Source organism: Sphingopyxis sp., from assembly GCF_016793825.1.
In the GTDB taxonomy this organism is placed as follows: Bacteria; Pseudomonadota; Alphaproteobacteria; order Sphingomonadales; family Sphingomonadaceae; genus Sphingopyxis.
This window is the reverse complement of sequence record NZ_JAEULM010000012.1, coordinates 1-26,644: the sequence shown is the minus strand read 5'-3', so window position 1 is coordinate 26,644 and position 26,644 is coordinate 1. Positions and strand designations below refer to the sequence as shown.

Annotated in this window: 21 protein-coding genes and 1 pseudogene; 17 read left to right on the top strand and 5 right to left on the bottom strand. The window is 62.1% G+C overall.

Annotated elements, in window-relative coordinates:
- The 5 genes from JNM03_RS02595 (at position 1) to JNM03_RS02575 (ending at position 5,954) form a co-directional block, all read left to right on the top strand.
- A complete protein-coding gene (locus JNM03_RS02595; RefSeq protein ID WP_294034089.1) occupies positions 1–2,448 on the top strand; it encodes a fimbria/pilus outer membrane usher protein in 2,448 nt (815 codons plus the stop codon).
- The gene (locus JNM03_RS02590; RefSeq protein WP_294034087.1) at positions 2,445–3,323 is read left to right on the top strand and encodes a hypothetical protein; all 879 of its coding nucleotides are present in this window, start codon (positions 2,445–2,447) and stop codon (positions 3,321–3,323) included. The genes JNM03_RS02595 and JNM03_RS02590 overlap by 4 nt, the downstream gene beginning before the upstream one ends.
- Positions 3,324–3,413: 90 nt before the next feature.
- Entirely contained in the window at positions 3,414–3,821 is a 408-nt protein-coding gene (locus JNM03_RS02585; protein ID WP_294034085.1) for a hypothetical protein, read from the top strand.
- Positions 3,822–4,954: 1,133 nt separating this feature from the next.
- Positions 4,955–5,605 (top strand): FMN-binding negative transcriptional regulator, encoded by a 651-nt coding sequence (locus JNM03_RS02580; RefSeq protein ID WP_294034083.1) that lies wholly within the window; start codon positions 4,955–4,957, stop codon positions 5,603–5,605.
- Entirely contained in the window at positions 5,598–5,954 is a 357-nt protein-coding gene (locus tag JNM03_RS02575) for a cupin domain-containing protein (protein ID WP_294034082.1), read from the top strand. The genes JNM03_RS02580 and JNM03_RS02575 overlap by 8 nt, the downstream gene beginning before the upstream one ends.
- A 63-nt stretch (positions 5,955–6,017) precedes the next feature.
- Here JNM03_RS02575 and JNM03_RS02570 read toward each other — a convergent pair whose 3' ends face one another.
- A complete protein-coding gene (locus tag JNM03_RS02570) occupies positions 6,018–7,340 on the bottom strand; it encodes an aspartate aminotransferase family protein (protein ID WP_294034080.1) in 1,323 nt (440 codons plus the stop codon).
- Between the two features lie 151 nt (positions 7,341–7,491).
- Here JNM03_RS02570 and JNM03_RS02565 point away from each other — a divergent pair, with 151 nt between their 5' ends.
- Positions 7,492–8,964, top strand: coding sequence for an aldehyde dehydrogenase family protein (locus tag JNM03_RS02565; RefSeq protein WP_294034078.1), 1,473 nt, complete (start codon positions 7,492–7,494; stop codon positions 8,962–8,964).
- On the opposite strand, the gene JNM03_RS02560 is transcribed toward JNM03_RS02565, so the two are convergent.
- Positions 8,951–9,847 (bottom strand): GntR family transcriptional regulator, encoded by an 897-nt coding sequence (locus JNM03_RS02560; protein ID WP_294034077.1) that lies wholly within the window; start codon positions 9,845–9,847, stop codon positions 8,951–8,953. The genes JNM03_RS02565 and JNM03_RS02560 overlap by 14 nt on opposite strands.
- Positions 9,848–10,065: 218 nt before the next feature.
- On the opposite strand from JNM03_RS02560, the gene JNM03_RS02555 reads away from it, so the two are divergent.
- The 11 genes from JNM03_RS02555 to JNM03_RS02505 all read left to right on the top strand — a co-directional run bounded on the left by JNM03_RS02555 (position 10,066) and on the right by JNM03_RS02505 (position 24,472).
- Positions 10,066–10,917 carry a hypothetical protein gene (locus JNM03_RS02555; RefSeq protein WP_294034075.1) on the top strand — a complete coding sequence of 284 codons (852 nt, stop codon included), beginning with the start codon at positions 10,066–10,068 and terminating at the stop codon, positions 10,915–10,917.
- Positions 10,914–12,014, top strand: coding sequence for a C45 family peptidase (locus JNM03_RS02550; protein ID WP_294034073.1), 1,101 nt, complete (start codon positions 10,914–10,916; stop codon positions 12,012–12,014). Before JNM03_RS02555 ends, JNM03_RS02550 begins: the two co-directional genes overlap by 4 nt.
- Before the next feature lie 29 nt (positions 12,015–12,043).
- On the top strand, positions 12,044–13,579 hold the full coding sequence (locus JNM03_RS02545; RefSeq protein ID WP_294034071.1) for an ABC transporter substrate-binding protein: 1,536 nt from the start codon (positions 12,044–12,046) through the stop codon (positions 13,577–13,579).
- Positions 13,576–14,523: an ABC transporter permease gene (locus tag JNM03_RS02540; RefSeq protein ID WP_294034069.1), complete on the top strand. Its 948-nt coding sequence runs from the start codon at positions 13,576–13,578 to the stop codon at positions 14,521–14,523. The genes JNM03_RS02545 and JNM03_RS02540 overlap by 4 nt, the downstream gene beginning before the upstream one ends.
- The gene (locus JNM03_RS02535; protein WP_294034067.1) at positions 14,520–15,335 is read left to right on the top strand and encodes an ABC transporter permease; all 816 of its coding nucleotides are present in this window, start codon (positions 14,520–14,522) and stop codon (positions 15,333–15,335) included. Before JNM03_RS02540 ends, JNM03_RS02535 begins: the two co-directional genes overlap by 4 nt.
- Complete coding sequence (locus tag JNM03_RS02530; protein WP_294034065.1) at positions 15,335–16,924, top strand: ABC transporter ATP-binding protein; 1,590 nt, start codon at positions 15,335–15,337, stop codon at positions 16,922–16,924. The genes JNM03_RS02535 and JNM03_RS02530 overlap by 1 nt, the downstream gene beginning before the upstream one ends.
- 16 nt (positions 16,925–16,940) lie before the next feature.
- Positions 16,941–18,521, top strand: a complete 1,581-nt coding sequence (locus JNM03_RS02525) for an ABC transporter substrate-binding protein (protein WP_294034063.1) — start codon at positions 16,941–16,943, stop codon at positions 18,519–18,521.
- A gap of 122 nt (positions 18,522–18,643) precedes the next feature.
- Positions 18,644–20,788 (top strand): TonB-dependent receptor, encoded by a 2,145-nt coding sequence (locus JNM03_RS02520; RefSeq protein ID WP_294034061.1) that lies wholly within the window; start codon positions 18,644–18,646, stop codon positions 20,786–20,788.
- 35 nt (positions 20,789–20,823) lie between these two features.
- Positions 20,824–21,990, top strand: a complete 1,167-nt coding sequence (locus tag JNM03_RS02515) for an alpha/beta hydrolase (protein ID WP_294034060.1) — start codon at positions 20,824–20,826, stop codon at positions 21,988–21,990.
- 441 nt (positions 21,991–22,431) lie between these two features.
- Positions 22,432–23,835, top strand: coding sequence for a putative porin (locus JNM03_RS02510; protein WP_294034059.1), 1,404 nt, complete (start codon positions 22,432–22,434; stop codon positions 23,833–23,835).
- Positions 23,836–24,064: 229 nt separating this feature from the next.
- On the top strand, positions 24,065–24,472 hold the full coding sequence (locus JNM03_RS02505; RefSeq protein WP_294034058.1) for a Plug domain-containing protein: 408 nt from the start codon (positions 24,065–24,067) through the stop codon (positions 24,470–24,472).
- A gap of 193 nt (positions 24,473–24,665) precedes the next feature.
- Here the strand turns inward: JNM03_RS02505 and JNM03_RS02500 are convergent, their stop codons facing one another.
- The 3 genes and pseudogenes from JNM03_RS02500 to JNM03_RS18945 form a co-directional block, all read right to left on the bottom strand.
- On the bottom strand, positions 24,666–25,691 hold the full coding sequence (locus tag JNM03_RS02500; RefSeq protein ID WP_294034057.1) for an IS110 family transposase: 1,026 nt from the start codon (positions 25,689–25,691) through the stop codon (positions 24,666–24,668).
- Positions 25,692–25,940: 249 nt separating this feature from the next.
- Positions 25,941–26,261, bottom strand: a pseudogene (locus tag JNM03_RS02495) (ATP-binding protein); the annotation flags it as partial.
- A 228-nt stretch (positions 26,262–26,489) separates the two neighbouring features.
- Positions 26,490–26,561 (bottom strand): excalibur calcium-binding domain-containing protein, encoded by a 72-nt coding sequence (locus JNM03_RS18945; RefSeq protein WP_367235630.1) that lies wholly within the window; start codon positions 26,559–26,561, stop codon positions 26,490–26,492.
- Positions 26,562–26,644: the final 83 nt, after the last annotated feature.

The following is a 26,644-nucleotide window of genomic DNA, read 5'->3' as shown; positions in this document are numbered from 1 at the left end:
ATGTCACTTGTCTGCCTTTTGGCCTGCTCGACCGGCCTGACGCCAGTGTCGGCGGCAGCTTCGGCGCTGCTGGAGGTGCCGACGGCCACCGCGGCCGCCGAGCGGCGCGTTCGGCTCGACGTGGCCGCCACGGTCAACGGCGCGCCTGTGGGCGACATCGCTGTCGAAACCGATACTAACGGCGTGGCGTCGATAGACCTTGTGCAATTGCTCGTCATGCTGGAACCGGTGGCGTCGCCCGGGACGATCGAGGCGCTCCGAGCGCGAGGCTCGGGCGCGAATATGGTGCCGCTGACCGAGTTGAACGACAGCGGTATCACCATCGCTTTCGATTTTGCGAGCCTGCGCCTCAATGTCGTCGTGCCGCTTGAGGCGCGCGCGATCAACGCGCTGAGCATCGTCGATCAGTCGCAGTTCCGCCGCGGCGGATTGACGCAGCCTGAAAGCGCCTCGGCCGGCATTACCTTTTCGATCGGCCAGCGTCTCGAACATCGGTCGAATTTCGGAGACATCGATCGCCAGCCTTTCGAGATCGCAGCCGACGGCTTTGCCAACATCGGGGGCATCGACGGTTTCAACCTGACGTTCCAGGGGGACTATCAGGAAGGCGGGAAAATATCCCGCCGCCGTACTACGCTGTTTCACGACGATGTCCGCCGCGCGATACGCTATTCGCTGGGCGACGTCGAACCGCAGGTCTTTGGTTCCTACACCGCCCCCGCCAGCGTCGTCGGCGCCGGCATCGAACGCCTTTATCAGACCATCCAGCCCTATCGCAACCTGCGCCCGGCCGGTCGCGGCGCGCTGATCATCGAACGTCCCTCGCGGGTCGACGTGCTGGTGAATGGTACGATCTATCGTTCGCTCGACCTGGCGCCAGGACAATATGATATCCGCGACTTCCCGTCGTTGAACGGGCTGAACGATGTCCAACTCGTCGTTCGCGAAGAAAACGGGCGGACCGAAACGATCAACCTGTCCTTTTTCTCGGACATCGATCTGGTCGACGCCGACGTATCGATCTTCTCCGCGACTGTTGGGTTCCGGCGCAACCGCTTCGGCGAATTCGTCAGCACCGCCTATGATGAATCGCCGATCTTCTCGGGCTTCTACCTGCGCGGCATCACCGATCGCCTGACGCTGGGCGGGGCGTTTCAGGTGGACAAGGACAATGCCCTGATTAGCGGTCAGGCCATCGTCGCCATGCCGATCGGAATCATCGGGCTCGAATCGGCATTCGACCTCAGCGACGTCGAATCGAGGCAGTCCGCCTTCACGATCAGCTATCGTATGGAATCGGGATCCACCGGGAACCGTACGTCGGGTTTCAACGTCGATCTGCAATATCGGAGCGCCCGCTTTTCTCCGATGGAGCGATCGGGGCAGCCAAATCGGTACAGCTGGGATCTGAATGCCCGCTACCAGACCCCGATCGGCGAGGACACCTATGTCAGCGCCACCGCCGGCTATAGCTGGAGTCGCTTTTCGCTGGCCGATACATGGACGGCCGGACTCTCCGCCAACCGCCGCATCGGCCCGGTGAATGCCAATTTCAACTATTCCTATCGGCACGACGAGCGGGGGGCGGAGCATCGGGGGCTGTTTTCGATCAGCATACCGCTGGGCCCGCGCAAATCGGCGCGCGCAAGCTATGATACGCGCCGCAACCGCGTCTCGGCCGATTTCCAGATGCTGGGCTTTGAAGGTCTCGACCAGACCGACGTCCGTCTCGGGGCCGTTCGCGCCGACAACGGCGAAGCTTTCAACGTCGACATCGAGCATTATTCGAATCGTTTCCGCGCCGCCATTCGGCACAATTACGATCGCTTTGACGGCATGACGCAACAGTCGACCGATCTCGCTGCCAGCTTTGGCATCGGTTTCACCGACGGCAAGGTTGCGATCGGCCGCGACGCCGCGCGCGGCTTCGCCATCGTCGACCGCCACAAGACGCTGCGCGATGCCGAGGTCGTCGTCTCCGATTCCTTCAGCATCGGCCCGACGGCCAAGACCGGGGTGCTCGGGCCCGCGCTCGTACCCGTTCGGCGCGCTTATCAGCCCTCGACCCTGAATATCGACATCGCCGACCTTCCGATCGGTTACGACATCGGCCCGGGCCGCTATGATATCCTGCCCGGTGCAGCGAGCGGATATGCGATTACCATCGGGTCGGCGGCATCGAATACCGTCCTCGGCCGCCTGATCGATGATGCGGGGAACCCGATGGCCTATGCGACCGGCATGCTCGAACCACTTGCCGGCAGCGAAGCGAAGGCCGTGCAATTCTTTACCAACCGCACCGGGCGTATGGCGGTTCTGAAAGTCGCGCCGGGCCGCTATCGGGTGATATTGTCCGGACAGACGACGTCGATCGGCGAAATCACCGTTCCCGATGAAGCCGAGGGCTTGGTCGATGTCGGGGAACTTCGGGGTGGAGTATCACGATGAAATATCTTCCCATGACCTTGGCGTGGGCGCTGCTGACCTTCTCTACGGGCGCACAGGCTTGCGAACTGTCGGCCAGTACGAGCGGCGGCGGGCTCCAGGCCGTCTACGACCCCTTCGCTCCGCAGAATACGGTGGTTGATTTGCGCGTGTCGGTGACCAACAGTGGCGACGAAGCTTGCCTCGGGCGCTTCTACATCGCGCCGCTCGACGGCCAGCTCAACATGACGGCAGGTGGACAGTATCTTGCTTACCGCATCGAAGGTGCAAACAGTGGCGCGCTGCCGAACGAATTCGGCCCCTTCAATGTCAACGTGCCCGCTGGCGGCTCCGAGAAATTTTCTATCCGGTTCACCGTCCAGGCACAACAGATCGTCCCTGTCGGCCTCTACACGGGCCGCCTGACGCTGCGGGGCGAAACAGCTGCCAACGAGCCGGTCCCGGTTGGCGGCGCTATCCCGATCGTCACAATGGCGGTTCCCGCACGTTCCGAAATCAGCATCTCGGGCGCTCCGTCGCCCTCGCTCACCTCGATCGGCATGGCGCCTGCCACCATCAACTTCCCCAATGCTCAAACGGGACAGACCGGCAGGGTTTTCATCAACGTCTGGGCCAACTCCAGTGTCCAGGTGCGGCTGACATCGGAAAATGGCGGCATCATGCGGAACCTGCAAAGTCCTTCGCTGACTCCGCTCAGCTATAGCGCGACGTTTGACGGGAACGCGCTATCGCTCGCCAATGTCCAGACGCTGAACCGGACCCCGCCGATGTCCATACTGGGTGCCAGCTATGAACTCGCGATCACGCTGGGCGATACGACGCACAATTTTGCCGGCCGTTACCGCGACCGCATCACCGTCGATGTCGATGCCAATTGATCATTTTCATAATCCCGCCTTAACCATTTACCTTATCTCGTCCGCAACGGCTCATCGTTAATAGCGTGTCATCCATAGGGGTGACAGACGATGAAACGAACGATTGCAGTTTTGACCGCAGCTGCGCTGACTGCTGCACCGACGGCCGCCTTTGCCAGCTCGGCGACGCTTCGGCTTGTTCTGAGGATTCCCGTCCATTGCACGCTCGATGTCGTCGGCGGCACCGTCTTGGAAGATCGGCTGGTGCTCCAGGTTTATCGTAATTGCAACACGGGTCACCAAGTTGTGCTTTCCGGTCTCGACAGCAATGAATTCGGCGATGTTTCAGTCAGCTATAATGGCGAACTCGAAACTGTCGCTGGCGATCAAGTGTTGATGGATCAATCTGAGCGATATTATGACCAGACGGACGATGTCGTCATAAAGGCGGCAAATGCAAGCTCAGCGGATATGTACCGCTTGGCCGGATCTTTACAATTGAGTGTCGTGGTAGCTTAATACCCGATGTCATTTTGTATCAACAGCTCATCAACTGATATTATAAAAAAACGGGTTGTTTCCGAAATCCGCGAGGCAAGCACCGACGCTCGCTGCCGTAGATATATCTCAGAATAGCGGTAAAGAGCACGAAGCCGACACCTGCCGCTGGTAAAACAATATCGATATCAGTCCCAGCGCACAACAATCGCTTAGGCCACAACTAGCGGCGCCCTTATCGAGCCGGAAGCTGCCTGAATTTCACCAAGCCGTCAGCGAACATGTGCCAGCCTTTCGCGGGCCGTCACCGCGTCCACACGCATATCATGTCAGCTTGTGCCGAGAGCTCGAAGCCGCGGGCGAAGTCCAGCTTTTCGGGTTTCATGCCGCGATCCTGAACATGGCGCGCTGCCGACCCCAGTAGAACGGCCAGTTTTGTGCGAGCATCCATTCGTCGTCACATGGGCTGGCGCGCCGCCCGTCCGCAGAGCCCGCTGGATATCCGCCGCCAGCATTCCGACCGTTGTTCGGCGTCGTATCTATTCGGTCGCAGGCGCCTTCACGTCCGGATGGGCCGTCAGCTTAAGCGGTGACGCATCCACCTCATGAAGCCGCTTGTGAGCAGCACCAATCAGTTTCGCCAGATTTTCCATCACGTCACCTGCCATCATCGCTGTGTCGGGTATCCAGCGCAACGTGCGCGAGTTGAACGCGCTTCTTGGTTCGCGGAGCGTTTTCCCGACGCGACGCGACGCGACGTGGCGGGGGTAATAGGTCGAGAAAAGGCAGGGAGTCTGCTGTTCAACGCCTGTGATATTTGTCCAGATATCACTCGCGCCAGAACCACACCCCCGCCGCGACTTTGCGGGACGCAGGTGGCGACGGCGTGCGCACTTTATTCTCCGACGTCCGCTTTCTTGGGTGTGTGCCTAAAAGCGGCCTAGCCGCAGTCGGCCATTTGCGCCTCACCTTGACGCGGGTTGGCCAGCTTTTTGCCGAAGGGGCAAAGGTCTTGTCGGATCTCATAAATTGTATTTATCATAAAAAATATACCAAATACCAGCCTTTCTGTTCAAACTGGACTTGAAAATAGGTCTTCGTAATATATGAAATCAATGTGATCGGTCGGGGCAGCTTTGCTGTGTGGTGTGTCGATGGCGGTACTGGTGGGGGTGGCGATGTTTCTGGCGGAGTGGCTGCGGGAAGAGCGGACGCGCGTATTGATCGACTTCATGCGGGCGCACAGCTTCGCGGCTCTGGCGGGCGGCGACGAGCTCGCGATGTCCCATGTGCCGTTGCTCGTTGAGGAAGGTGTGGCCGGATTGCGGCTGCATGGCCATTTTGCACGCGCGAACCCGCACTGGCGGCATTTGCGCGACGGTGCGGAAGTGCTCGCGGCGTTCATGGGGCCCAACGCCTATGTTTCGCCGCGCTGTTATCGGGCGCCCGATGTCCCGACATGGAATTACGGGGTCGTCCAGGCGCGCGGGCGCTGGCGGCGCGAGGCGGACGAAGAGGCGATCGGCCGGCACCTCGAGGCGATCGTCGATCATTATGAAAGTTTCGAGCCTGTGCCCTGGTCGCTTGCCGAAATCGATCCGGCGATCCCGGCTGCATTCCGCAAGGGCGTGATCGTGTTCTCGATCGAGGTGACCGAACTCAAGGGCGCGCTGAAGCTCAGTCAGGACAAGGATGTGGCGCAACAAGCCGGGGTAGCGGATTTTCTGCACGAGCGCGGGCGCCCCGCCGATATCGCGCTTGCCGAACTGATGCGCAATTCAATGGGAGATGTCAAAAATGACTGACTATGTGCTACCGATTCCGGCGAGCGCGGCGCTCGATCATCTGGGGCTGAGTTTTCCCGATCAGGTGGTCGAGGGCGACCCGGTGGAGTCCGGGGTGACGGTGCATGACCATGCTGCATCGCGGGCCAGCGTCGGGCTGTGGGAGAGCGAGGCGGGAGCGATCGACTTTGCATCCTATCCGTTCGACGAATTCTGCAGTGTGGTTTCAGGGCGGATCGAGCTTGTCGAGGAAGGCGGCGGGTCGTGGGGTTTTGGCCCGGGCGACGCTTTCATCATCCGAAAGGGGTTTCGCGGCCTGTGGCGCATGCCGGTGACGACGCGGAAATATTATGTCGAGATGCATGGCTGAAGCATGGGCGGGGGTGGACGGATCCGCCCCCGCGGTCGAATATACCGGCCCGGCTGCCGCCCTTCAGTCGACGGCTTCGAGCGCTGCGCGGATGGTGTCGATCATCGCGTTGATATGGCCCTCTTCGGCGATCAGTGGCGGCGAGAGCGCGATGATGTCGCCGGTTACCCGGATCAGCAGGCCGCTGTCGAAGCAGCGGTGGAATATCTCCAGCGCCCGCCGCGCCGGCTCGCCCTCGCGGGGATCGAGTTCGATCCCCGCTACGAGGCCGAGGTTGCGGATGTCGCGGACGTGGCGCGCGCCGCGCAGCGAATGGACCTTCGCCGAGAAATAGGGGCTGATACCGGCGGCGCGCTCGAACAACCCGTCTTTCTGATAGACGTCGAGCGTGGCGAGGCCCGCCGCCGCGGCGAGCGGATGCCCCGAATAGGTGTAGCCGTGGTGAAGTTCGATGCCGAACCCCGCAGCGTTGAGGATTGCTTCCTGGATATCGGTGCGGACGGCGACCGCGCCCATCGGCACGGCGGCGTTGGTCAGGCCCTTCGCCATCGTGATCAGGTCGGGTGTAACTCCGAAATGATGCGCCGCGGTTGCGGCGCCAAGCCGTCCGAAAGCCGTGATGACTTCATCGAAGATGAGCAGAATGCCGTGACGCGTCGCAATTTCGCGCAGCCGTTCGAGATAGCCGACCGGCGGCACGATCACACCCGTCGAGCCGGCGACCGGCTCGACGATGACCGCGGCGATCGTCTCGGCGCCGTGCAGGGCGACCAGCCTTTCGAGATCGTCGGCGAGTTCGGCGCCGTCCGCAGGCTGGCCGACCGCGAACAGGGGCTCCCCGGCCAGCGTATGGCGCAGATGATCGGTGCCGGGAATGTGGGGGGAAAAGTCACGCCGGACGGTCGCGATGCCGCCGACCGACAGGCCGCCGAAGCCGGTGCCGTGATAGCCGCGTTCGCGCCCGATGAGCCGGGTTCGGGTCCCTTGTCCGATTGCGCGCTGATAGGCGAGCGCGATCTTGAGCGCGCTGTCGACCGCTTCGGAGCCCGAGTTGGTGAAGAAGATGCGATCGAGGCCTGTGGGCATCATCTCTACCAGCCTGTCGGCGAACGCGAAGGCGAGCGGATGTCCGAGCTGGAAGGTCGGCCCGAAGCCGAGGATAGCGGCCTGGCGCTGAATCGCGTTGACGATTTCGTGCCGGCCGTGCCCAGCATTGACGCACCAGAGACCCGCAGTGCCGTCGAGTATCTCGCGCCCGCTTTCGGTCTTGTAGTGCATGCCCAGCGCCGAGGCGAGGATTCGTGGTTCCGAGCGAAAATGGCGATTGTGCGTAAAGGGCATCCAGAAGGCGGAATGCGATCGCTGGGTCGGGCTGGCTTGTGTCATAGATCCTCTCCACGTTGAAATGATTTTTGTTTGTATAAAATACAAAATCATATTTGACATAGCCAAAAATTCGGGAAATTTAGCGTATCATTGTATTTTTCTTCGCTTCACGAGCAATTTGCGGGCGGAGGCTTTCCGGGAAAGGCTTTGTATGTTGAGACTCCTGATCGATGGTCACTGGATCGAGTCTGCGGACGGGCGGTCGATCGACAGCGTGAATCCGGCCAATGGAAAGGTGATCGGCTCCGTCGCGGCTGCCGGCGCCGGGGAGGTGCGGCTGGCAGTTGCAGCGGCGCGCAGGGCGTTCGAGGGATGGGAGGCGGTTCCGGGTCGGGAGCGGGCTGCCTTGCTTCGTGCGATCGCCGACGGGGTCGAGGTTCGGCGCGATGCGCTTGCCGCGCTCGAGACGCGAGACAATGGCAAGCCGCTCGCCGAGTCATTTGGCGATGTCGACGACACGATAGCCTGTTTTCGCTTTTACGCCGGGCTGGCCGACGATCTGGATGGCGGCGATCGGGCCGTATTGGCCGTTCCCGACAGCCGCTTTTCGGCGTCGGTCGAAACCATGGCCGTGGGTGTCGCGGCGCAGATCATTCCGTGGAACTATCCCTTGCTCATGGCGGCTTGGAAGGTCGCCCCGGCATTGGCGGCAGGGGCGACGATGGTCCTCAAGCCTTCGGAATTGACGTCACTGACTGCGCTCGAACTGGGACGGATCGCGCAGGATGCCGGGCTGCCGCGCGGCGTATTTAACATTCTCACCGGCTATGGCGGCGAGGCGGGCATGTCGCTCGTCGAGCACCGCGATGTCGATAAGGTTGCCTTTACCGGGTCGGCGGCGACCGGTGCGAAGATCATGGCCGCCGCGGCGCCCGACATCAAGAATGTCAGTCTCGAACTCGGCGGGAAATCGGCGATCCTCATATTCGACGACGTGGATATCGAGGTGGCGGTCGAATGGATCATGTTCGGGGTTTTCTGGAACCAGGGGCAGGTCTGCAGTGCCACATCGCGGTTGCTCGTCGACGAGAGCATCGCCGACAGGCTGCTCGCTAGGCTGGTGACGGAAGTGGCGGCGATCCGGATCGGCAGCGGGCTCGATCCCGACGTGACGCTCGGGCCACTGATCAGCGCAGCGCAGCGCGACCGGGTCGCGGGATTTGTCGATCGCGCACGCGAGCAGGGCGTCGAACTGCTCGCCGGCGGAGGCGTTCCGCCCCATCTCGATGCGGGCTTTTTCTATGAGCCGACGATCCTGTTCCAGCCGCCGGTCGATGCCGAAATCTGGACCGAGGAGGTGTTCGGACCGGTGCTTGCCGTGCGCTGCTTCCGGACCGAAGAGGAGGCTGTCGCGCTCGCCAATTGCAGCGACTATGGGCTCGCCGCGGCCGTCCTGTCGCGCGATGCCGCCCGGTGCGAGCGCGTTGCGCGCGCATTTCGTGCCGGGGTGGTCTGGATCAACTGTTCGCAGCCGACCTTCTGCGAGGCGCCGTGGGGTGGATTGAAGCGTAGCGGCGTCGGGCGCGAACTTGGTGCGTGGGGGCTGGCCCAGTATCGCGAGGTCAAGCAAATCACCCGCTATTGCTCCGACACGCCCTGGGGCTGGTACATCAGGCCCCGTTGATTTCGGGCAGTTCTTCCCATTCGCGAGCGACAAAATCGCTGGCTTCCTCAAGGTGGCGACGCAGGATGAGTGCCGCCAGTGGGCGGTCGTCGGATTCCATCGCAGTCATGATCGACAGATGCTCGCGGCACGAATGCGCCATGCGGTCATTGTCGCGCACATCATATTCGCGGATCCGGCGTAGCCGGTTCTGTTGCTGGATGATGTCGAGAAAATGGGGATTGCGTGAAAAGGAAGCGATCATTTCGTGGAATTCCGAATTGGCCTCGAACCATTCGATGGCGGTCGCACGTTCCAGTCCCTTGCGCAGCAGGCTTTCGTGCAGCGCCCGGCAACCGGCGAGGCGCTCGCGGTCGAGCGCGTAATCGGGTTCGGCAAAGGCTGCGGGTTCGATGAGGAGCCGGAGGCGATAGCTGGCCGAATGGGCCTCCGGGCTTTCGAGGCTTTCGAGAAAGGTCCAGCCGATACCTGCGCTGCGCTCGATTACGCCCTCTTTCGCGAGGCGCCACAGGACCCGGGTCAGGGTTCCGCGCTGCACCGAATAGGCGCGCATCAACTCGGTCTCGGTATGCTGGCCGTTCAGCTTGCCGCCGATCCGGTCGCGCAATATCTGCGCGTGCAGTTCGTCTTCCGCGGAATCGGGGATATCGAGGTCGCCCACATCGATATCGCTCCAATGCCTGGCAAGAAACAATCCCCGGTTGGGGATGAGTTCGAGGATGCCGGCTTCGGCGAGGAAGCTCAAGGTGTGCCGCACCGGCGTGCGCGACACACCGAACTGGGCGGCAAAACTTTCCTCGGTCAGATGGTGCCCGACGCTCAGTTCATTGTCACGGATATAATCGAGTATCTGCCGTGCGATCTTCGACTGGAGGGCGCTCATCTTGCGGGGTTGGTCTGGCATTGTTGGCACCGGTAGAGGAATGGGATGGAGACCCTATCCCGTCTGCCCGGCTGCGGCCACTCAAAAAAGTTCCAGATTATGTGCTGTGAGCGGGGAAAAGACGATTGAGCCTGCAAACATGCCTCAATCTGATTTTTATGTTGTATTCTGTTTGATATAAGTGCAATCAAGATTCAATCGAAGACGGGAGGGATTGCATGACAGGCGATATCGGGCGGCCGAAGCTGGGCTATTATGACCGGGGGGCGACGCCGTTCATCGCTTCGCGCTCCGACCAGCGGGTAAGTTATTGCCTTTATGTGCCGACCTCCTATTCGGATGATGCGAACGACAGCTATGATCTGGTCGTGATCGTCCATGGCACCGAGCGCGGAGCTTCGGACTATCGCAACCTGTTCTCGCAATTTTGCGAGGACAACCGCTGCATCGTGCTGGCGCCGCTTTTTGCGTGCAACCTGTTCGGGGTCGGCGATCTCGACAATTACAAGCTGCTGGCCAGCAACGGAGTTCGCTTTGACCTCCTGCTGCTCGACATGATTGAGGAAGTGCGCGAGAAATATCGCGTCAGCGACAAATTCTTCATGCAGGGATTTTCCGGCGGCGGGCATTTCACGCACCGCTTCCTCTATCTTTACCCCGAATTGCTCGCGGGCGCCTCGATCGGCGCGCCCGGGGTCGTGACGCTGCTCGACGATACCCTGCCCTGGTGGGTCGGCACCGGCGGCATGGACGCGGTGTTCGGTCGGGAGATCGATATTACAAGGATCAGGGAGGTTCCGATCCAGATGGTGGTGGGCACCAATGATCGCGAAACCTGGGAAATCACGGTCGCCGAAGATACGCCTTGGTGGATACCGGGGATCAACGACAGCGGCGTGACGCGGATCGACCGGCTGACCTCGCTGCGGAAATCGTTCGAAGACAACGGAATTGCTGTACGGTTCGATTTCGTCGAAGGCATTGCGCATGATGGCGTTGCGGTGCTCGATACCGTCCGTGCCTTCTTCCTCGACACGCTGTTGGCGGTACGCGGGAAGGCTGCGGCATGAGCGAGGTGCGGCATTTTCCCTATATCTGCATCAGCGGCGGGCCCTATGAGCGCGGGCGCCAGTATGGCGCTGCGGCAGGTACCCAGATCAACCGGGGTCTCGAAATCTATGCGCCCGCACTCCGGGCCAAAGGGCTCGAATGGGGCGAGGTCCGGCGCGCGGCGGCGGGGTTTCGCAAGCGCCTCGAAGCCTTTGACCATGACATTGTCGGCGAACTGGAAGGTATCGCCGAGGGCGCCGGGCTTCCGGTCGAGGATATCATCTTTCTCAACGCCCGCACCGAATTGCTCTATGGCGCGGCGAATGGCTCGATCGATGAGGGATGCACCGGCGTGATCATTCTGCCGGGGCGTTCGCTCCATGAGGATGTCCTGCACGGCCAGAATTGGGACTGGCGCGACGAATGCCTTGATTCGACGATCGTCCTGCATGTCTTTCCCGAGAAGGGGCCTGAAATTCTGACGCTGGTCGAGGCTGGCGGGCTGGCGCGTTGCGGCCTCAACAGCAAAGGCATCGCGATCACCGGGAATTTCCTGCGTACCGAGCATGACGACGGGCGCGACGGCATTCCGCTCTCGATCCTTCGCCGCAAGACGCTGTGCGCCGAACATTACGTCGATGCGGTTCGCACGCTCATCGATACGCCCGTGTCCTTCTCGAACAATGTGATGCTGAGCTGGTCCGCCGGCGAAGCGCTGTCGTTCGAAAAGACTCCGGTCGAGACCTTCTTCGTGGAAGCGGAACAGGATCTGCTGGTCCATTCGAACCATTTTCTCTCCGCAGCCGCCAAGGCGAAGGTTCGCGAACTCAGCATCTCGACGGCGCCGGACACGCTCTATCGCCGTCGCCGCGTCGAGACGCATCTGCGCAATCTTAATCGCCCTGCGGAGATCGGGGATCTGAAATCGGCCTTCGCCGATCGCTACGGCTGGCCGCATTCGGTCTGTCGTCCGCCCGAGCCGGGCGGGGTCGGCGAGTCCGAGGTGTCGACGGTCGCGACGGTCATCATGAACGTGAGCGCCGGCGAACTCCACGTCGCTGCGGCCCCCTATGAAGGTGCCGACTATTCGGTATATCGGCTGCAGGCCGGTCAATGACGGGAATTGCAGGACGGTTTAGCGGGTTGTTGGCCGCTGTCGTCCTGCTGGCCGGCGGCTGCGGATCGGACCTGCCCGACGACGACGCGCGCGAGCTGCGCGTTGCGATCGGCAGCGATCTGCGCTCGAGCGAGCCCGGCGTCAATCGCGATGCGGTGAGTGACGAGATTCTGAACCATGTCGTCGAGGGACTCGTCGCTTACCGCGAAGACATGACGGTGGGTTTGGCGCTTGCCGAGCGCATCGACCTGTCCGCCGACCGCCGCAGCTACAGCTTTCATCTGCGACCCGGCGTCGTCTTTCACAATGGCGAACCGGTCACCGCGCGCGAGGCGAAATGGAGTCTTGAGCGGGCCTTTCACCCCGGCAGCAAATTCTCGTGCAGCTATTGGTTCGATGGTTCGCAAGGGCATCGCATCGTTGGCATCGAAGCGCCCGACCGGCTGACGCTGCGTGTCAATCTCGACCGGCCCGACGCGATGTTTCTGACCAAATTGGCCAATCATCAATGCCTTGTTGGTATCATGCATCCCGCTTCGGTTGCGCGCGACGGTTCGTGGGCGGGGCCGGTGGGCACCGGACCTTTCCGCCTCGCCGGTCATCGCCGGGGCGAATATGTCATGCTCGAGCGGTTCGCGGCTTACCGGCCGCGCCCTGAGGCGCGCAACGGCTATGCAGGCGCGCGCCGCGCGCTGGTCGACCGTATCCGGTGGCAGGTCATTCCCGACCCTGCGAGCGCGCGCGCTGCGCTGGTGGCAGGAGAGGTCGATATCGTCGGCAATGTCGACGTCGGCGCGGTCGATGAGCTGAAGGTGCAGCGCGGCATTCATGTGGTTTCGGTGCCGGGTTATGACTGGACCGCGCTGCTGATGCGCTCGCGGTCGGGGCTGCTCGCCGATCGCAACCTGCGCCTCGCGATTGCGCATGCCATCGACTACCGCGGTCTCGCGAAGGCCGCCAGCTTCGGTCTGTCGAAGGCGAATCCGTCGATCGTCCCGCTGGACAGCCCGGACTGGTTGCCGGGACATGCGGCGGGTTATGTGTTCGATCCTGCGCTTGCGCGCCGCTATCTCGTCCGTTCGGCCTATCGCGGCGAGCCGCTGGTGATCGAGACCAGCCGCGCCTTCCCGATGTTGTTCGACAATGCCGTCTATATCCAGTCGATGCTGCAGAATGTCGGCATCGACGCCCGGATCGAGGCGACCGAATGGACCGGGATGATGAGCCGCTATCTTGCCGGTGATTTTTCGCTGATGACGATGCAATTTTCGGGGCGTCCGGATCCGGTGCTTGGTTATCGTGTCATTTTGGGCGATTTCGATCGCGACGCCTGGGTGCAATGGCAGTCGGACGCGGCGGCGTCGCTGCTCGAAACCGCAGCGGGCGAGCAAGAGCCAGGTGAGCGCCGGGCGGTTTTCGTCGACGTCCATCGTGCGATGATCCGCGACGTTCCGATCCTCCAGCTCTACAATATTCCGGTCGTCAACGCCTATCGCACTGATCTGCGGGGCGTGCAGCCGTGGGGACTCAACAAGCTCCGCCTCTGGGGAGTCGCGCGGCAATGACTGGACGCCTGATCTTCCGCAAACTGCTGCTCGCGGTTCCGACTATCCTGATCGTGTCGGTGGTCGTGTTCCTGCTTGTCCATTTCGTACCGGGCGACCCGGCGGTCCTGATCGTGGGCGATGCGAACAACAGCGAGCTTCTCGCACGGGTGCGCGTCGAGCTCGGGCTGGGCCGGCCGTTGATCGAGCAATATGCCGACTGGCTCGGTCGGATCGTCCGGCTCGATTTCGGCCGGTCGCTCCTGACGCAGGAAGAAGTGCTTCCGCTGGTTCTGTCGCGTTTTTCAGTGACCGCCTGGCTGGTGACGATCGCGACGTCGCTCAGTACCTTGATTGCGGTGCCGCTCGGCATGATCGCCGCATGGCGCCATCGGTCGCGGTTCGACACGGGGATCGTACTCCTGTCGGTTCTCGCGCTGTCGGTCCCGAGCTTCTGGATGGCGATCATGTTGATCCTCCTGTTCGGTGTCGAACTCGGCTGGCTGCCGACGATGGGGTATCTGCCGCCGTCGGCCGGATTGCGGTCGCTGGCCTTCATCCTGCTGCCCGTGGTTGCGCTGACTTTCGTTCAGGCGGGCACCGTGCTGCGTATGGCGCGGTCGGCGACGCTCGACGTGATGCGCATGGATTATGTGACCTTCGCGCGCTCGAAGGGACTGAGCGATCGCCGCATCCTGTTTCGCCACGTCCTGCCCAATGCCTTTTCGCCCGTGCTGACGATCGTCGGTCTGATCTTCGGCAATCTGCTCGCGGGCGCGGCGATCATCGAGACCGTGTTCACCGTGCCGGGGCTGGGGCGGCTGCTCGTCGAGAGCATCACGTCGCGAGACTATCCGGTCATCCAGGGCGCGGTCCTGTTCATCTCGCTGGTCTATATCGCGGTGAACCTTCTTGTCGATCTCCTCTATCCGGTCTTCGATCCGAAGCTGAGGACGAAGCCATGAGGCTTTCACTGCGCGCATCGATCGTCGGCGTCCTTCTCGCGGCGCTTGCGTTGCTCGTCCTTGCGGGCCTTCTCGGCATCGGCGGAGATCCCGACATGCTCGATATCGATCAGCGGCTCGGCGTGGCGGGCACCGCCCACTGGCTCGGAACCGACGGATATGGCCGCGACATATTCGGCCGCCTCGCTGCGGGTGCCGTTACCAGCGCGGCGATCGCGGTCGCCAGCGTGCTTCTGTCGCTTGGCGCGGGAATGTTGCTCGGCGGGATCGCCGGATTTTTCGGAGGATGGATCGATCGCCTCGCGGGGCTGTTGATCGACGCCCTCCTCGCATTCCCCGGGCTCCTGCTCGCGCTTGCCATGTCTGCGGCGCTCGGGGGCGGGGCGGCGAGCGTCATCTTGGCGCTGGGTATCGCCCAGACCCCCGTGGTCGCGCGCCAGTTCCGCGCGTCGGTGCAGGCGGTGCGCGAACGCGAGTTCGTCGAAGTCGGGCGCCTCTTTGGCCATTCGCGCTGGCGGATATTCCGCGAGCAGATTCTTCCGAACAGTATCGGCCCGGTCATCATCCTGTCGGCGTCGCTGCTCTCGGGCGCGCTGCTCGCGGAAAGCGCGCTCAGCTTCCTCGGCGTCGGTGTGTCGCCACCGCAACCGACATGGGGCAATATGCTCGCCGAAGGGCGGCGTTTCCTGTCGAGCGCCCCCTGGCTTTGTATCTGGCCCGGCCTCGCGATCACGCTGACCGTGCTGGCCGTCAACCTCGCCGGCGATCTTCTGCGCGACCGCCTCGATCCACATATGCAGGAGCGTGGCTGATGGAAGGCGTCATCCTGTCCGTGCGCGAACTGGTGATCGCGCCGCAATTGGGGGAGGTGGCGCTTGTCGACCGGGTCTCCTTCGATGTGCTGCCCGCGAGCGTGTGCGCTCTGGTGGGCGAATCGGGTTCGGGCAAGACGCTGACGTCGCGGGCGGTGATGGGGCTGTTGCCCGAAAATCTGGCGGTGAAGTCGGGCGCCCTCGGCTTTTGCGGTGAGGATCTTCTCGATTTCGGGCCGGCTGAATTGCGACGCGTTTGCGGCGCGCGCATCGGCATGGTCTTTCAGGAGCCGATGTCGTCGCTCAATCCGGCACTGACGGTGGGCACGCAGGTGACCGAGGCGCTGTGCTGGCATCGCCATATGTCGCCGGGCGATGCGCGCACGGCGGCGGTTGCGATGCTCGATGCGTTCCGCGTCCCGAATGCGGCGACGAGCCTCGACAGATATCCGCATGAATTTTCCGGCGGCCTGCGGCAGCGGATCATGCTCGCGGCGGTGATGCTGCTGCGGCCGAAGCTGCTGATCGCCGACGAGCCGACGACCGCGCTCGACGCGATCGTCCAGAAGGACGTGCTGGACGATATGGTCCGCGTCGCAAAGGACATGAATGCCGGCGTCCTTTTTGTCACCCACGACCTTGGTCTCGTCGAACGCTACGCCGACCAGCTGGTGGTGCTGCGCCGCGGGAAAATGGAAGAAGCCGGGCCGACGGGAGAACTCCTCCGCTCTCCGGCGTCGGCCTACACCCGATCACTGCTCGCCGCCGCGCCATCGAAGCGCGCGCCGCGCCGGTCGACGGGTACCGGGCAAGTCCTGCTGGCGATCGATCGGCTGTGCGTCGATTATACTGCATCAGGCGGATTTTTCGGCGCGCGCGCGAAGTCTTTTCGTGCCGTCGACCAGCTGAGCTTCGACGTGCGGCGCGGTGAGTTCGTCGGTCTGGTCGGCGAGTCGGGGTCGGGAAAATCGACGACGGGCCGCGCGATCGCGGGTTTGGTCGATGTCGCCGGAGGACAGATTATTTTCGACGGCACCAATGTCGCCGGGACCGAGGGGCCGGCGCGGCACCAGGCGCGCAACCGGATACAATATGTCTTTCAGGATCCCTATTCGTCGCTGAATCCGCGGCAGACGATCGGAGCGATCGTGTCGGCAGGCCTTGCGGAGCTGCCCCGCGCGGCGCGCCGCGCCAAGGTCGAGCAGCTGCTCGTCGACGTCGGGCTCGAGGCGGCCTTTGCCGACCGGCTGCCGCATCAATTGTCGGGGGGGCAGCGGCAGCGTGTCTGCATCGCGCGCGCGCTCGCGGTCGATCCCGACCTGCTGATCGCGGACGAGGCGGTGGCGGCGCTCGACGTGACCGTTCAGGCGCAAGTCCTCGACCTGCTGGCCGCGCTTCAGCGCCGGCGCGGGTTCGCCTGCCTCTTTATCAGCCACGACCTCGCGGTGGTCCGGTCGATCTGCGACCGCGTCGCGATCATGAAGAACGGGAAGCTGGAAGCGTTCGACGAGACCGGGCGGGTCTTCGGGGCTTCCGGCAATCCCTATGTGAAGAAGCTGGTTTCAGCATTTCCGACATTGAGCCAATAACAGATTGGGGGACATTATGAACATTCTCTTCCTGAGGATTTGTACGCTTTTTCTGATCGTTTCGAGTTTTTCGGCGGCACAGGCCGCCGATGCGCGGCAGGTTATCCGCGTCGCGATATCGTCCGATATCGCGAGCACCGAATTTGCGACGAAGAACGACGACAATACGACGATGGTCCTTCACCATGTCATGGAAAGTCTGGTCGCCTATCGCGACGACATGACACTGGCCCCGAACCTTGCATCGGGCTGGACGGTGTCGGACGACGGCAAGACTTATCGCTTCACGATCCGCGATGGCGTGACTTTCCATAACGGGCAGCCGCTCACGGCGCAGATCGTCAAGTGGAACTTCGACCGCTTTATGGACCCTTCGCGGAACTGGGGCACCAATTGCCGTCCACAAATCGACGGCGGGTTCGAGGAATATATCCGCCCGTCCTACATCGTCTCGGTTGCGGCGCCCGATACGCGGACGGTCGAAATCCGGCTGCAGAGCCCGAGCGCGATGTTTCCACACCATCTTGCGAGCAATCACTGCATCTATGGCATCATCCACCCCGACTCGGTGGCTGCCGACGGCAGTTGGTCGAAGCCGGTCGGCACCGGCCCCTATCGCTTTGTCGAATGGCGCAAGGGCGATGGCGTCATCCTTGAGCGCTACAAGGGCTATGTCGCCGATCGCGGACAGGCGAGCGGGCTTGCCGGCAGCCGCAAGGCGATCGCCGACCGGGTCGAATTCAGGGTGGTGACCGACGCTGCGCGCGCGGCCCGAATGCTCAAGGCGGGCGAACTCGATCTCGTGCCTGACGTCAAGGAGACGAACCGCGCGCTCTACAGCGGCGCAGCCCGTGTCCGAATGGTGCCGCAGGAAACCGCTGAAGCCCTGATGCTCGCGATCCAGACCCGCGATCCCGTGATGCGCGATCCCCGAATCCGCCTCGCGGTTGCGCACGCCATGGACCGTGAAGCGATCGTCGATGCCGTGCTCGGGCGCGAAGGCCGGGCCAATCCCTCGATGATCGCGCGCGGTCTTCCGCAATATAGCGCGATACACGCCGATGCGGTGCCGCACGACCCGGCGCGCGCGCGGGCGCTGCTTGCCGAGGCGGGGTACAAGGGCGAGCGCATCGATATCCTTGCCAGCGGCGATGTCTATCCGGTCAATCTTGCCGTCGCCAGGATGTTGCAGGGGGAGATGGCCGCCGCCGGGTTCAACGCCGCAGTGAAGGAGGTGCCGTGGCAGACGCAATATGAGACTTACGGCTCGCACAATTACCAGATCACGCCGATCATCTTCTCGGCGCGGACTGATCCCGCCCTGATGTACAGCGCGATCGTCGGCCAGAAGGGGGATCATGCCTGGTATCTGTGGGAGGATCAGGAGGCCGACATGCTGACCAATATGGCGGCGGTCGAAGCCGATCCGGCGACGCGTCAGCAATTGTTCGATCGTCTGCATCGCAAGGCGATCGCATGGAACCCTGTCATCATGATCGGCAATTATGTGCGGGTCGATGCCGTGGGGCCGGCGCTAGCGCGTTACCGCGGCTGGACGATGGGCATTCCGCGTATGTGGGATATGGATGCAAAATAGCATTCCAGAGCAATGAAGTGTAATTTTCCAGCCGAACTTGAAGGAGAATTGGCTTTTTCATTTGCCTCCCTGTGAAAAATATGTACTTTGTTCATTGTAAAAACAATTCATAGGGAGGGAGTATGAAAGGGCATTCGGTGATTCGGAGCGGCCTTATCGTTGGGGGCGCGGTGACGGCGCTGTGCGGTGCGGCACCGGCCTTCGGTCAGGAGGCTGAGGACGAAGCGGAAGCGCAGGACATTGTCGTGACCGCGACCCATTCGCGCATCCCGCTGGAACTGAAATCGTCTCCGGGCTCGGTCACGATCGTCTCGGCGGAGGAAATCGCCAAGCAGTCGAAGTTCGGCAATGATCTCGGCGAGATACTCCAGCGGTCCGTGCCGGGATTCGGTGTTGCGTCGAGCGGCAGCTATTCGAATTTCGGCCAGACGCTTCGCGGCCGCAAGCCGGCGGTCTTCATCGATGGCGTCCCGACCACGACGCCGCTTCGCGATGGCGGTCGTGACCTCCGCCTGATCAGTCCGGGCGCGATTTCGCGCGTCGAGATCATTCGCGGCGCTACAGCGCTCTACGGCCTCGGCGGCGCGGGCGGCATCATCAATTTCGCGACCAAAGATCCCGACAAGGAAGGAATCCGCTTCCAGACCGACGTGGCGACCGGGCTTTCGCTCACCCATCCGGGCGACAGCCTCAACCTCAGCGTCGATCAGTCGGCGTCGGGGCGGTATGGCGCGGTTGGCTTCGTATTGAGCGGCTACTACGAGAAATATAATTCGCTCTTCAATGCCGACGGAAACCGGATTCTGCCCAATCCTCAGCTGCAAGGGGGTATCGCCGATACCGATTCATATAATCTGTACGGAAAACTTGTATTCAACCTGACGCCGGAACAACGGATTTCGGTCAGTGGAAACTATTACAAGACCCTTCAGGATACCGGTTTCACCAATCGCCTTGGCGTTGGTCGGGTCGGGTCGATTGAATCGCCGTCGCGTGAGGGCGAGCCGGCCGGTCGCGACGAATATACCCGCAACTGGGTTGCCATCGCCAGCTACGAGAATGACGACATTGCCGGGAGTGCGCTCAACATCCAGGCGTTTACCGGCAAATATGCTGCGCTCTTCTCCTTCTATCCCCTACCTTATTATCCGCCTGCCGGCGGGCAGACCGAAATCAGGGCGAGCCGGTGGGGGGTTCGATCCGACGTCACGACGCCGCTTGACGGGATCGGCAGCGGGTCGAACGTCCTGTGGGGCGTCGATTACATGCACGACACAACCTATCAGTTGCTGCAGCGCCCGTCGTTTCCGGCTGCGCTTTTCGTACCGCGGATGCGGCAGAAATCGATCGCGCCCTTTGCACAGTTTCACCTCGTGCCGGCGAACTGGTTGACGTTGCGCGGGGGCGCGCGATGGGAAAATGCTGATGTGAAGGTAGACGGTTTCACCACCCAGGCCGTCGCGGCATGGCTGCCGGGGGGGCGCCAGGTTCAGGGCGGCAAGCTCAAATATGAAAAGCTGTTGTTCAACCTCGGCGCGGTTCTCTCACCCTTCTCCGAAGGCAAGCTGGCCAATGTCGGCTTCTTTGCGGGCTTCTCGCAGGGTTTCTCGGTCGGCGATCTCGGACGCGCGCTGGCCACGACCGATGCGCCTTCGATCGGAGCGTTCGGGTTCAAGGCGCAGATCATCGACAGCTATGAGGCCGGCGTTCGCTATACGTCGTCGACGCTGAATGCATCGGTGGCCGCCTTTCTCAGTACCTCCGAATTCGGCTCGACCTTCAATGCCTCGACGCGCGAACTGCTGCGCGCACCGGAGCGGGTGTGGGGTATCGAAAGTTCGCTCGACGTGACGCCGGGCGACGGCTGGAAGCTCGGGGGCTCGGTTAGCTGGGTCGACGGAAAGCAGCAGGTCGGCGGTGTATGGCAAAAGCTCGACACAACCCGCATCGCACCGGTCAAATTCACTGCCTTTGTCGAGCATCGTTTTGCCGGCGACTGGCTGGTGCGGATCCAGAATATCTATTCCGGTCGTCAGAGCCGTTTCCCGGGCAATCCGCTGCGCTATGGCCGCGCCGATATCGATGCTTTTTCGCTACTCGATGCGTCGATCAGCGGTCCGGTCGGACCGGGACGCCTGACGCTTGCCGTGAACAATATCCTCAACGAGGATTATTTTACGCCCGACGCCTACCGGCTCGCGGAAAATGACTATTTCACCAAGGGGCAGGGTGCAACGGCACGGTTGTCGTACAGTGTTTCCTATTGAGGCAATACGGCAGGCCAACTGCCAGGGAGAATAACATGCGACGATATTTTCTGCGATCGATGACGGCGCTGGCGGCAGCGATGCTGCCAGCGGTCGTCGCAACCGCGGCACCGCAGCCGATGCCGGCGGAGGAGCAGGCCTATTATGATGACCTAAAAAATCATTCGAACGAATGGTTCAAGGAACGCTTGCGCGGTCCGCAGGACGTCGTCGATGGCATGACGCTGCACCCGAAGATCCAGTACCATCTGGAAAAATTCACCCGCAACGGCCCGCAGCCCGACTATGGCAAGGTTCTTGTTTCGCCCGAAGCGGTCGCCAAGATGCGGGCGTCGGTCGATTCGAACTGGGCAGGCCGGACGATGGCGTCGGCGCCGATGCGCAAGACCGAGGATCGCACTGTCGCCGGGCCTGGCGGCCCGCTCGACATCCGCATTTACTGGCCCGAGGTGACGGGCCGGAGCGACGAGAAGCTGCCGGTGCTTCTCTATCTGCACGGCGGCGGCTGGTTGTTTGGAAGCGTTGAGGCCCTCGATCCCGCCGCGAGGATGATTGCGAACCATGCACAGGCGATTGTCGTGTCGGGCAATTACAGGCTTACCCCTGAAAACAGGTTCCCGGCTGCGCAGGACGACGCGCTCGCGCTGTTCCGCTGGGTCCGCGACCATGCGGGCGAGCTTGGCGGCGACCCGAGCCGGGTTGCGATTGGTGGCGACAGCGCCGGGGGCCAAATGTCTGTCGTGACCTCGCTGCGGCTGCGCGATCTCGGCGAAAAAGGACCTGCCTATCAGCTGCTTTTTTATCCGGCGGCCGACATTCGCGCCAATTCGGGCTATGCGTCGCTGAAATCGCTCGGCAGCAATTTCGGGCTCGACATTCATTTCGCCGATTATATCCGCAGCACCTATTTCCCGGATGTGCAGCAGCGGGCGAACCCCGATGCCTCGCCGCTGCTCGCCAAAAGCTTCCGCGATATGCCGCCGACGCTGATCGGCGTCGGGGGATTCGACATGCTTCGCGATGAAGGTAAGGAGCTTGCCAACCGGCTTCGCGCCGATGGCGTCCCTGCCACTTACCTCCTCTTCCCGAGCCTGATTCACGGCTTTCTCCAGCACAGCTACGCGGTCGATGATGCGCAAACTGCGAGCCTCGAGATGGCCAGGATTTTCGGTGAGCAGGTGCGAGCCCTGAAACCACGGTAATGCGTTGCTGGACCGGCTGGGTTCGGGCCGGTTTCTCATCGTCTTCGATGTCTCGCGGATAGGGCGTCGGCCGAATATGCGCGGGCAAAAGACGACCGTCGACTAATGTCCATCAGGACCATTTGATCGTCGCCGATTCAGTCTCTTCGAGATCGGCCAATTTCGCCGGTCGAGCGGAGAGCTGTTCTCGGCGGTGAACCAGCATGTACCCGTCCGACCGGAAACGGACCGAACCGATTTTCTTTGTAAGAAAAGCGAGCTGACAGGACTCTGACAGGTCGCAGCAGCCTTGTGTCAGATATCCTGGGGCAAAGGAGCGGGAGCAGGAGCCGAAGCTGGCATTTCAGTTTCGGTGTCGCGTCAGGGCTTCGCACAGGATCGACAACGAGAAGAGCCGCCGAGACGGCGTGCGCTCCCTGGCGGAGAGAGGAAGGGTTGGCAATGCGTAACAGGGTTTATAATCTGCGACGTCGGCGCGCGGTATCGGTGCTCGCGCTCATGATCGCTGTTGGGCCAGCGCCCGCGATCGCGCAGTCCGCCGAGGACTTTGCGGCGATGAAGGCCGAAATCCAGGCGCTACGTGCAGCGCAGGCGAAGTCGAACGAGGAAATCGCCGGATTGAAAGCACAATTGGGGGGGGGCTCCGTGCCGGCGGCCGACAAGAGCGCCGGGCAACCCGTCGCGACGACAGCGCAATTGCAACCGGCGGCCGTGAGCAATGGATCCTTCATCATGCGTTCGCCCGAGCCGGCATCCTATAGCTCGGCGGCGGCGGCGGTGAACCCGGCCGGTGGGTCTGCGCCGGGCACACCGCCAGCCTCGGTGCCGTCGAAGCTCACGCTCAACGGCGATTTCCGATTGCGCTACGAATCGAATTTCGGAGATGCGGACGCGCGGAATCGTGACCGGGGAGTGCTGCGGGCGCGGCTTCGTGCGGCCTATGCTGTCAACTCCTGGCTGACGTTGGGCGGTCAGCTTTCGACGGGCGATGCCGATGATCCCAACAGCACCGACATCACGCTTTCGAGTTTCGACGACGATCTCGATGTCAGCCTCGATCAGGTTTATGCAAAGTTCGCGCTCGGCAATCTGACGCTCCATGGCGGGAAGATCCCGCAGCCGTTCGTCCGCACCGAACTCGTCTGGGATGGCGACGTGAGCCCGCAGGGCCTGAGTGCCTCCTACAGACTGGATATTGGCGGCGGTGCCTCGATCAAGGCGAACGGTCTCTATTTTCTGATCGACGAGTCGGTCGCGGGCAAGAATAGCGATATGGTCGGTGGACAGGTCGCGTTCGAGACCGCCCCGTCGGCGCCGTTCAAGTTCGAACTGGCGGCGGGCTATTACGACTATCAGCTCGGCAGTACCGCAGGCGGCGATGCGGGCGACTTCCGGTCGAACCGCTTCCTCGCTGGCCGCTACCTGTCGGACTTCGACTTGCTCGATGTGATCGCGGCGGTTCAGTACAACGGTCTCGGCGCGGCGTGGCCGGTCCGTCTCGTTGGCGACTATGTTCATAACTTCGGGGCCACCGTTCCCGGCGACAATGGCTTCGGCGTCGATCTTCTCGTCGGCCGCGCCGCGAAGAAAGGCGATCTTCGGTTCGGCTACGGCTATGCCCAGACCGGCGTTGACGCCGTGTTCGCTGCCTTCAGCCACGACAACACCAATATCGCGACCAATTACCGCCAGCATAGCCTGTCGATGGACTTCGTTCCGATCGACAATCTGATCTTCAACGCCACCTATTATCGCTACCGGCCAAAGGATCCCCTCTACGCCGCCGGAAATACACCCTCCGACTGGATCGACCGCCTTCGGCTCAATATGCTCGTCAACTTCTAGGGCGATTGAGATATCGCCAAGGGCCGGGCCACGGCGCGTCTCCTGTCGATCAGATGGCAGGATAGTAAATAGCGGCAGTGCATGGGCACCGCCGCTCTTTCTGTATCTGTCCGATGGCGTTTAGTGAGTCTGACAGTGCGCTGACATCGGCTGGCCGGATGGCGTCAGCCACCCTGCTGCATGGAGCCAACTGCCGCGGCACGAAATCCGCAGGCCGCAGGGGAGTCACATGCATATCGTCAACCAGCTTCTTTCGACCGCCGCTCTCATCCAGGGTCTGTGTCTTGCCGTGCCGACCGCGGCGCAGGAGGCAGCGGGAGAGGGGCGAACCGCATATGCGTCCGACTTTTTTTCCCGCTCGCAGCCGACCAGCGCCCATGACATGGTGGTTTTGCTTCCGGGCTTCCGGCTCGTTGAAGGCGACACCGAGCTTCGCGGTTACTCCGGAGCGTCAGGCAATGTTCTGGTTGACGGCCAACGCCCCGCCGGGAAAGCAGAGACTCTCGAGGAAGTGCTTAAGCGCATCCCGGCGACACGCGTTGAGCGTATCGAACTTGTCCGGGCGGGCGCACCCGGTGTCGACATGCAGGGCTATGTGTCAAACGGCCCTTTAATTGCGGGTTTCTGTCAAGCCTGATCGTTGATCCGAACCGGGGTCATGGTCCTTTTCGAGGTCATGGCCTCATGATGATGTCCGGGTCGGGTGCCTCAACGTGCGCAACGCGGTCCTGGAAGTCCGCAGCCGTTTGAACGAGGTCACCGCAACCACCGTCCCGGTGGATCAACGCAGATCTGATATCAGACCCGCGATCTCGGGGTGGGTATGACAGTCAGGCAGGCTGCTTTCCCCATTCGAACTCGGTTCCGTCCACCCAGATGCAATGGAGGATGATGGCGAGCTTTCGAGCGACGGCGACCTGCGCCTTCTTCATGCCACTTCGCTTTGCAAGCCGCAGCCCCCACGCCTTGAGCGAGCACCACCGCTTGGTTCGATGGAGCAGCACGCTGGCCGCCTCGAACAGATAGGCGCGTAACAGCCTGTCGCCCCAGCGCGAGATTTTTCCCGTTACGTCCATTTCACCTGATTGCTTTCGGCGGGGCGTGAGCCCGAGATAGGCACCGACCTTTGCTGCATTCTGGAAGCGGGTCGGGTCGTCGATCGTGTGACGATATGTCAGGGCCGTGACGACGCCTATGCCCGGCACCGTCATAAGTCGCCGCGTCGTTTCATCCTCGCGCGCGAGGTCGCGGACGATTCGGTCGATCTTTTCCAGTTCGCTGCAAGTCTGTTGGTGCACGGATAGCAGCGGGCAAAGAATGGTGCTGAGAGCATGTCCATCGGTGATGAGGTCGTTGACCCGCCGTTGAAACTGCCCGCCGGCAGCGCGTGGAAAGAGCAGGCCGCATTCCTTGAGCATGGAACGCATCTGATTTTCCAGATCGCGTCGGACTCGCACCAATCGGGATCGACACACGAGGATGGATCGCGCGGTCTGGCTTTCCTCGCTCTTGACGGCAACCTCTCTATACCAGCCGACCCGGACCAGCTCCGCCAGGCCACGAGCATCATTCTCGTCGCTCTTGTTCATGCGAACGGACAGGGCCGCGTGGGCGTGACGCGCATCGATGCAGACCACGGGCAAACCGGTGCGCTTGAGTTCATGCCAGAGCCAACTCGACATGGCGCCCGTCTCGAGGCCGACGCGTTCAGCATTGGGAGCTTTCTTGGCGATGACGGCCGCCAGTACGCCCGGATCGGATTTCACCCGGCCTTGGTGTATGGGCCGTCCTGTCTCATCGACGATGCAAATCGACGTTTCCTTTTGCGACACGTCCAGTCCGACATAGTGCTTCATGGCGATGCTCCTCCGTTACGATGGTTTCTCGTATCCTGCAGCTGTCGCGCCCCAATGGGAACAACGGCAGCAATTACGTCATCGTGTTCAAAAGGGACCCCCGATCGGCGTCGAAGAGGGACCCCCTTTTCGGATATGATGCCGGTTAGTTGAAGGTCGCCTTGCGCTGCGTGCGGCGGAGGGCGGGCGTAGCCCGACCGGAGGCGCGCGCAGCGCAAGATAGATTTTTGAAGGCGCCGAAGGTGGCGGTCAGCTGCGGTTTTTGAAGCGCCAGCTGTCGTTGCCCGTCTCGATGATATCGCAGTGGTGGGTGACGCGGTCGAGCAGCGCCGTAGTCATCTTGGGATCGCCGAAGACGGTAGGCCACTCGCCGAAGGCTAGGTTCGTGGTGATGATGACGCTGGTGCGCTCATAGAGCTTGCTGACCAGGTGGAACAGCAACTGCCCTCCCGAACGGGCGAACGGCAGATAACCAAGCTCGTCGAGCACGATCAGGTCGAGCCGCGACAGCTGTGCCGCCAGGGTCCCGCCCTTGCCGATCCGGGTCTCCTCTTCGAGGCGTGTCACCACATAGAACGTCAGCATGGGCAAAATGCACCGAGCGTCATTGCGGAACGGATCCTGGCACTCACGCTTGCCGCTGATATGGCCGGGGTAGAACGCTGGCAGGCGATCGCCAACAAACTCGATCAGATCACTCGGACGCCATCACGCTCGCCGCAATGATCGCAGAGCAGCGCCCCGTCGCCCTCCCAGCGTCACTTGGTGCTCGCTTGGTGCTTGATCCGACTGTTTTCCTTAGAAGCGTCCGCGGTAAGGCTCACAAGCTATCCCGTCCGCATCGGCATCAAGCGGTGGGCGGTACTGCACTAGACCTTGGCATTGCGCCCGGCATGTCGGACGATTTGGAGCACCACTTTGGGGAGAGCATATCGGGATAGCGATCGTTCCAA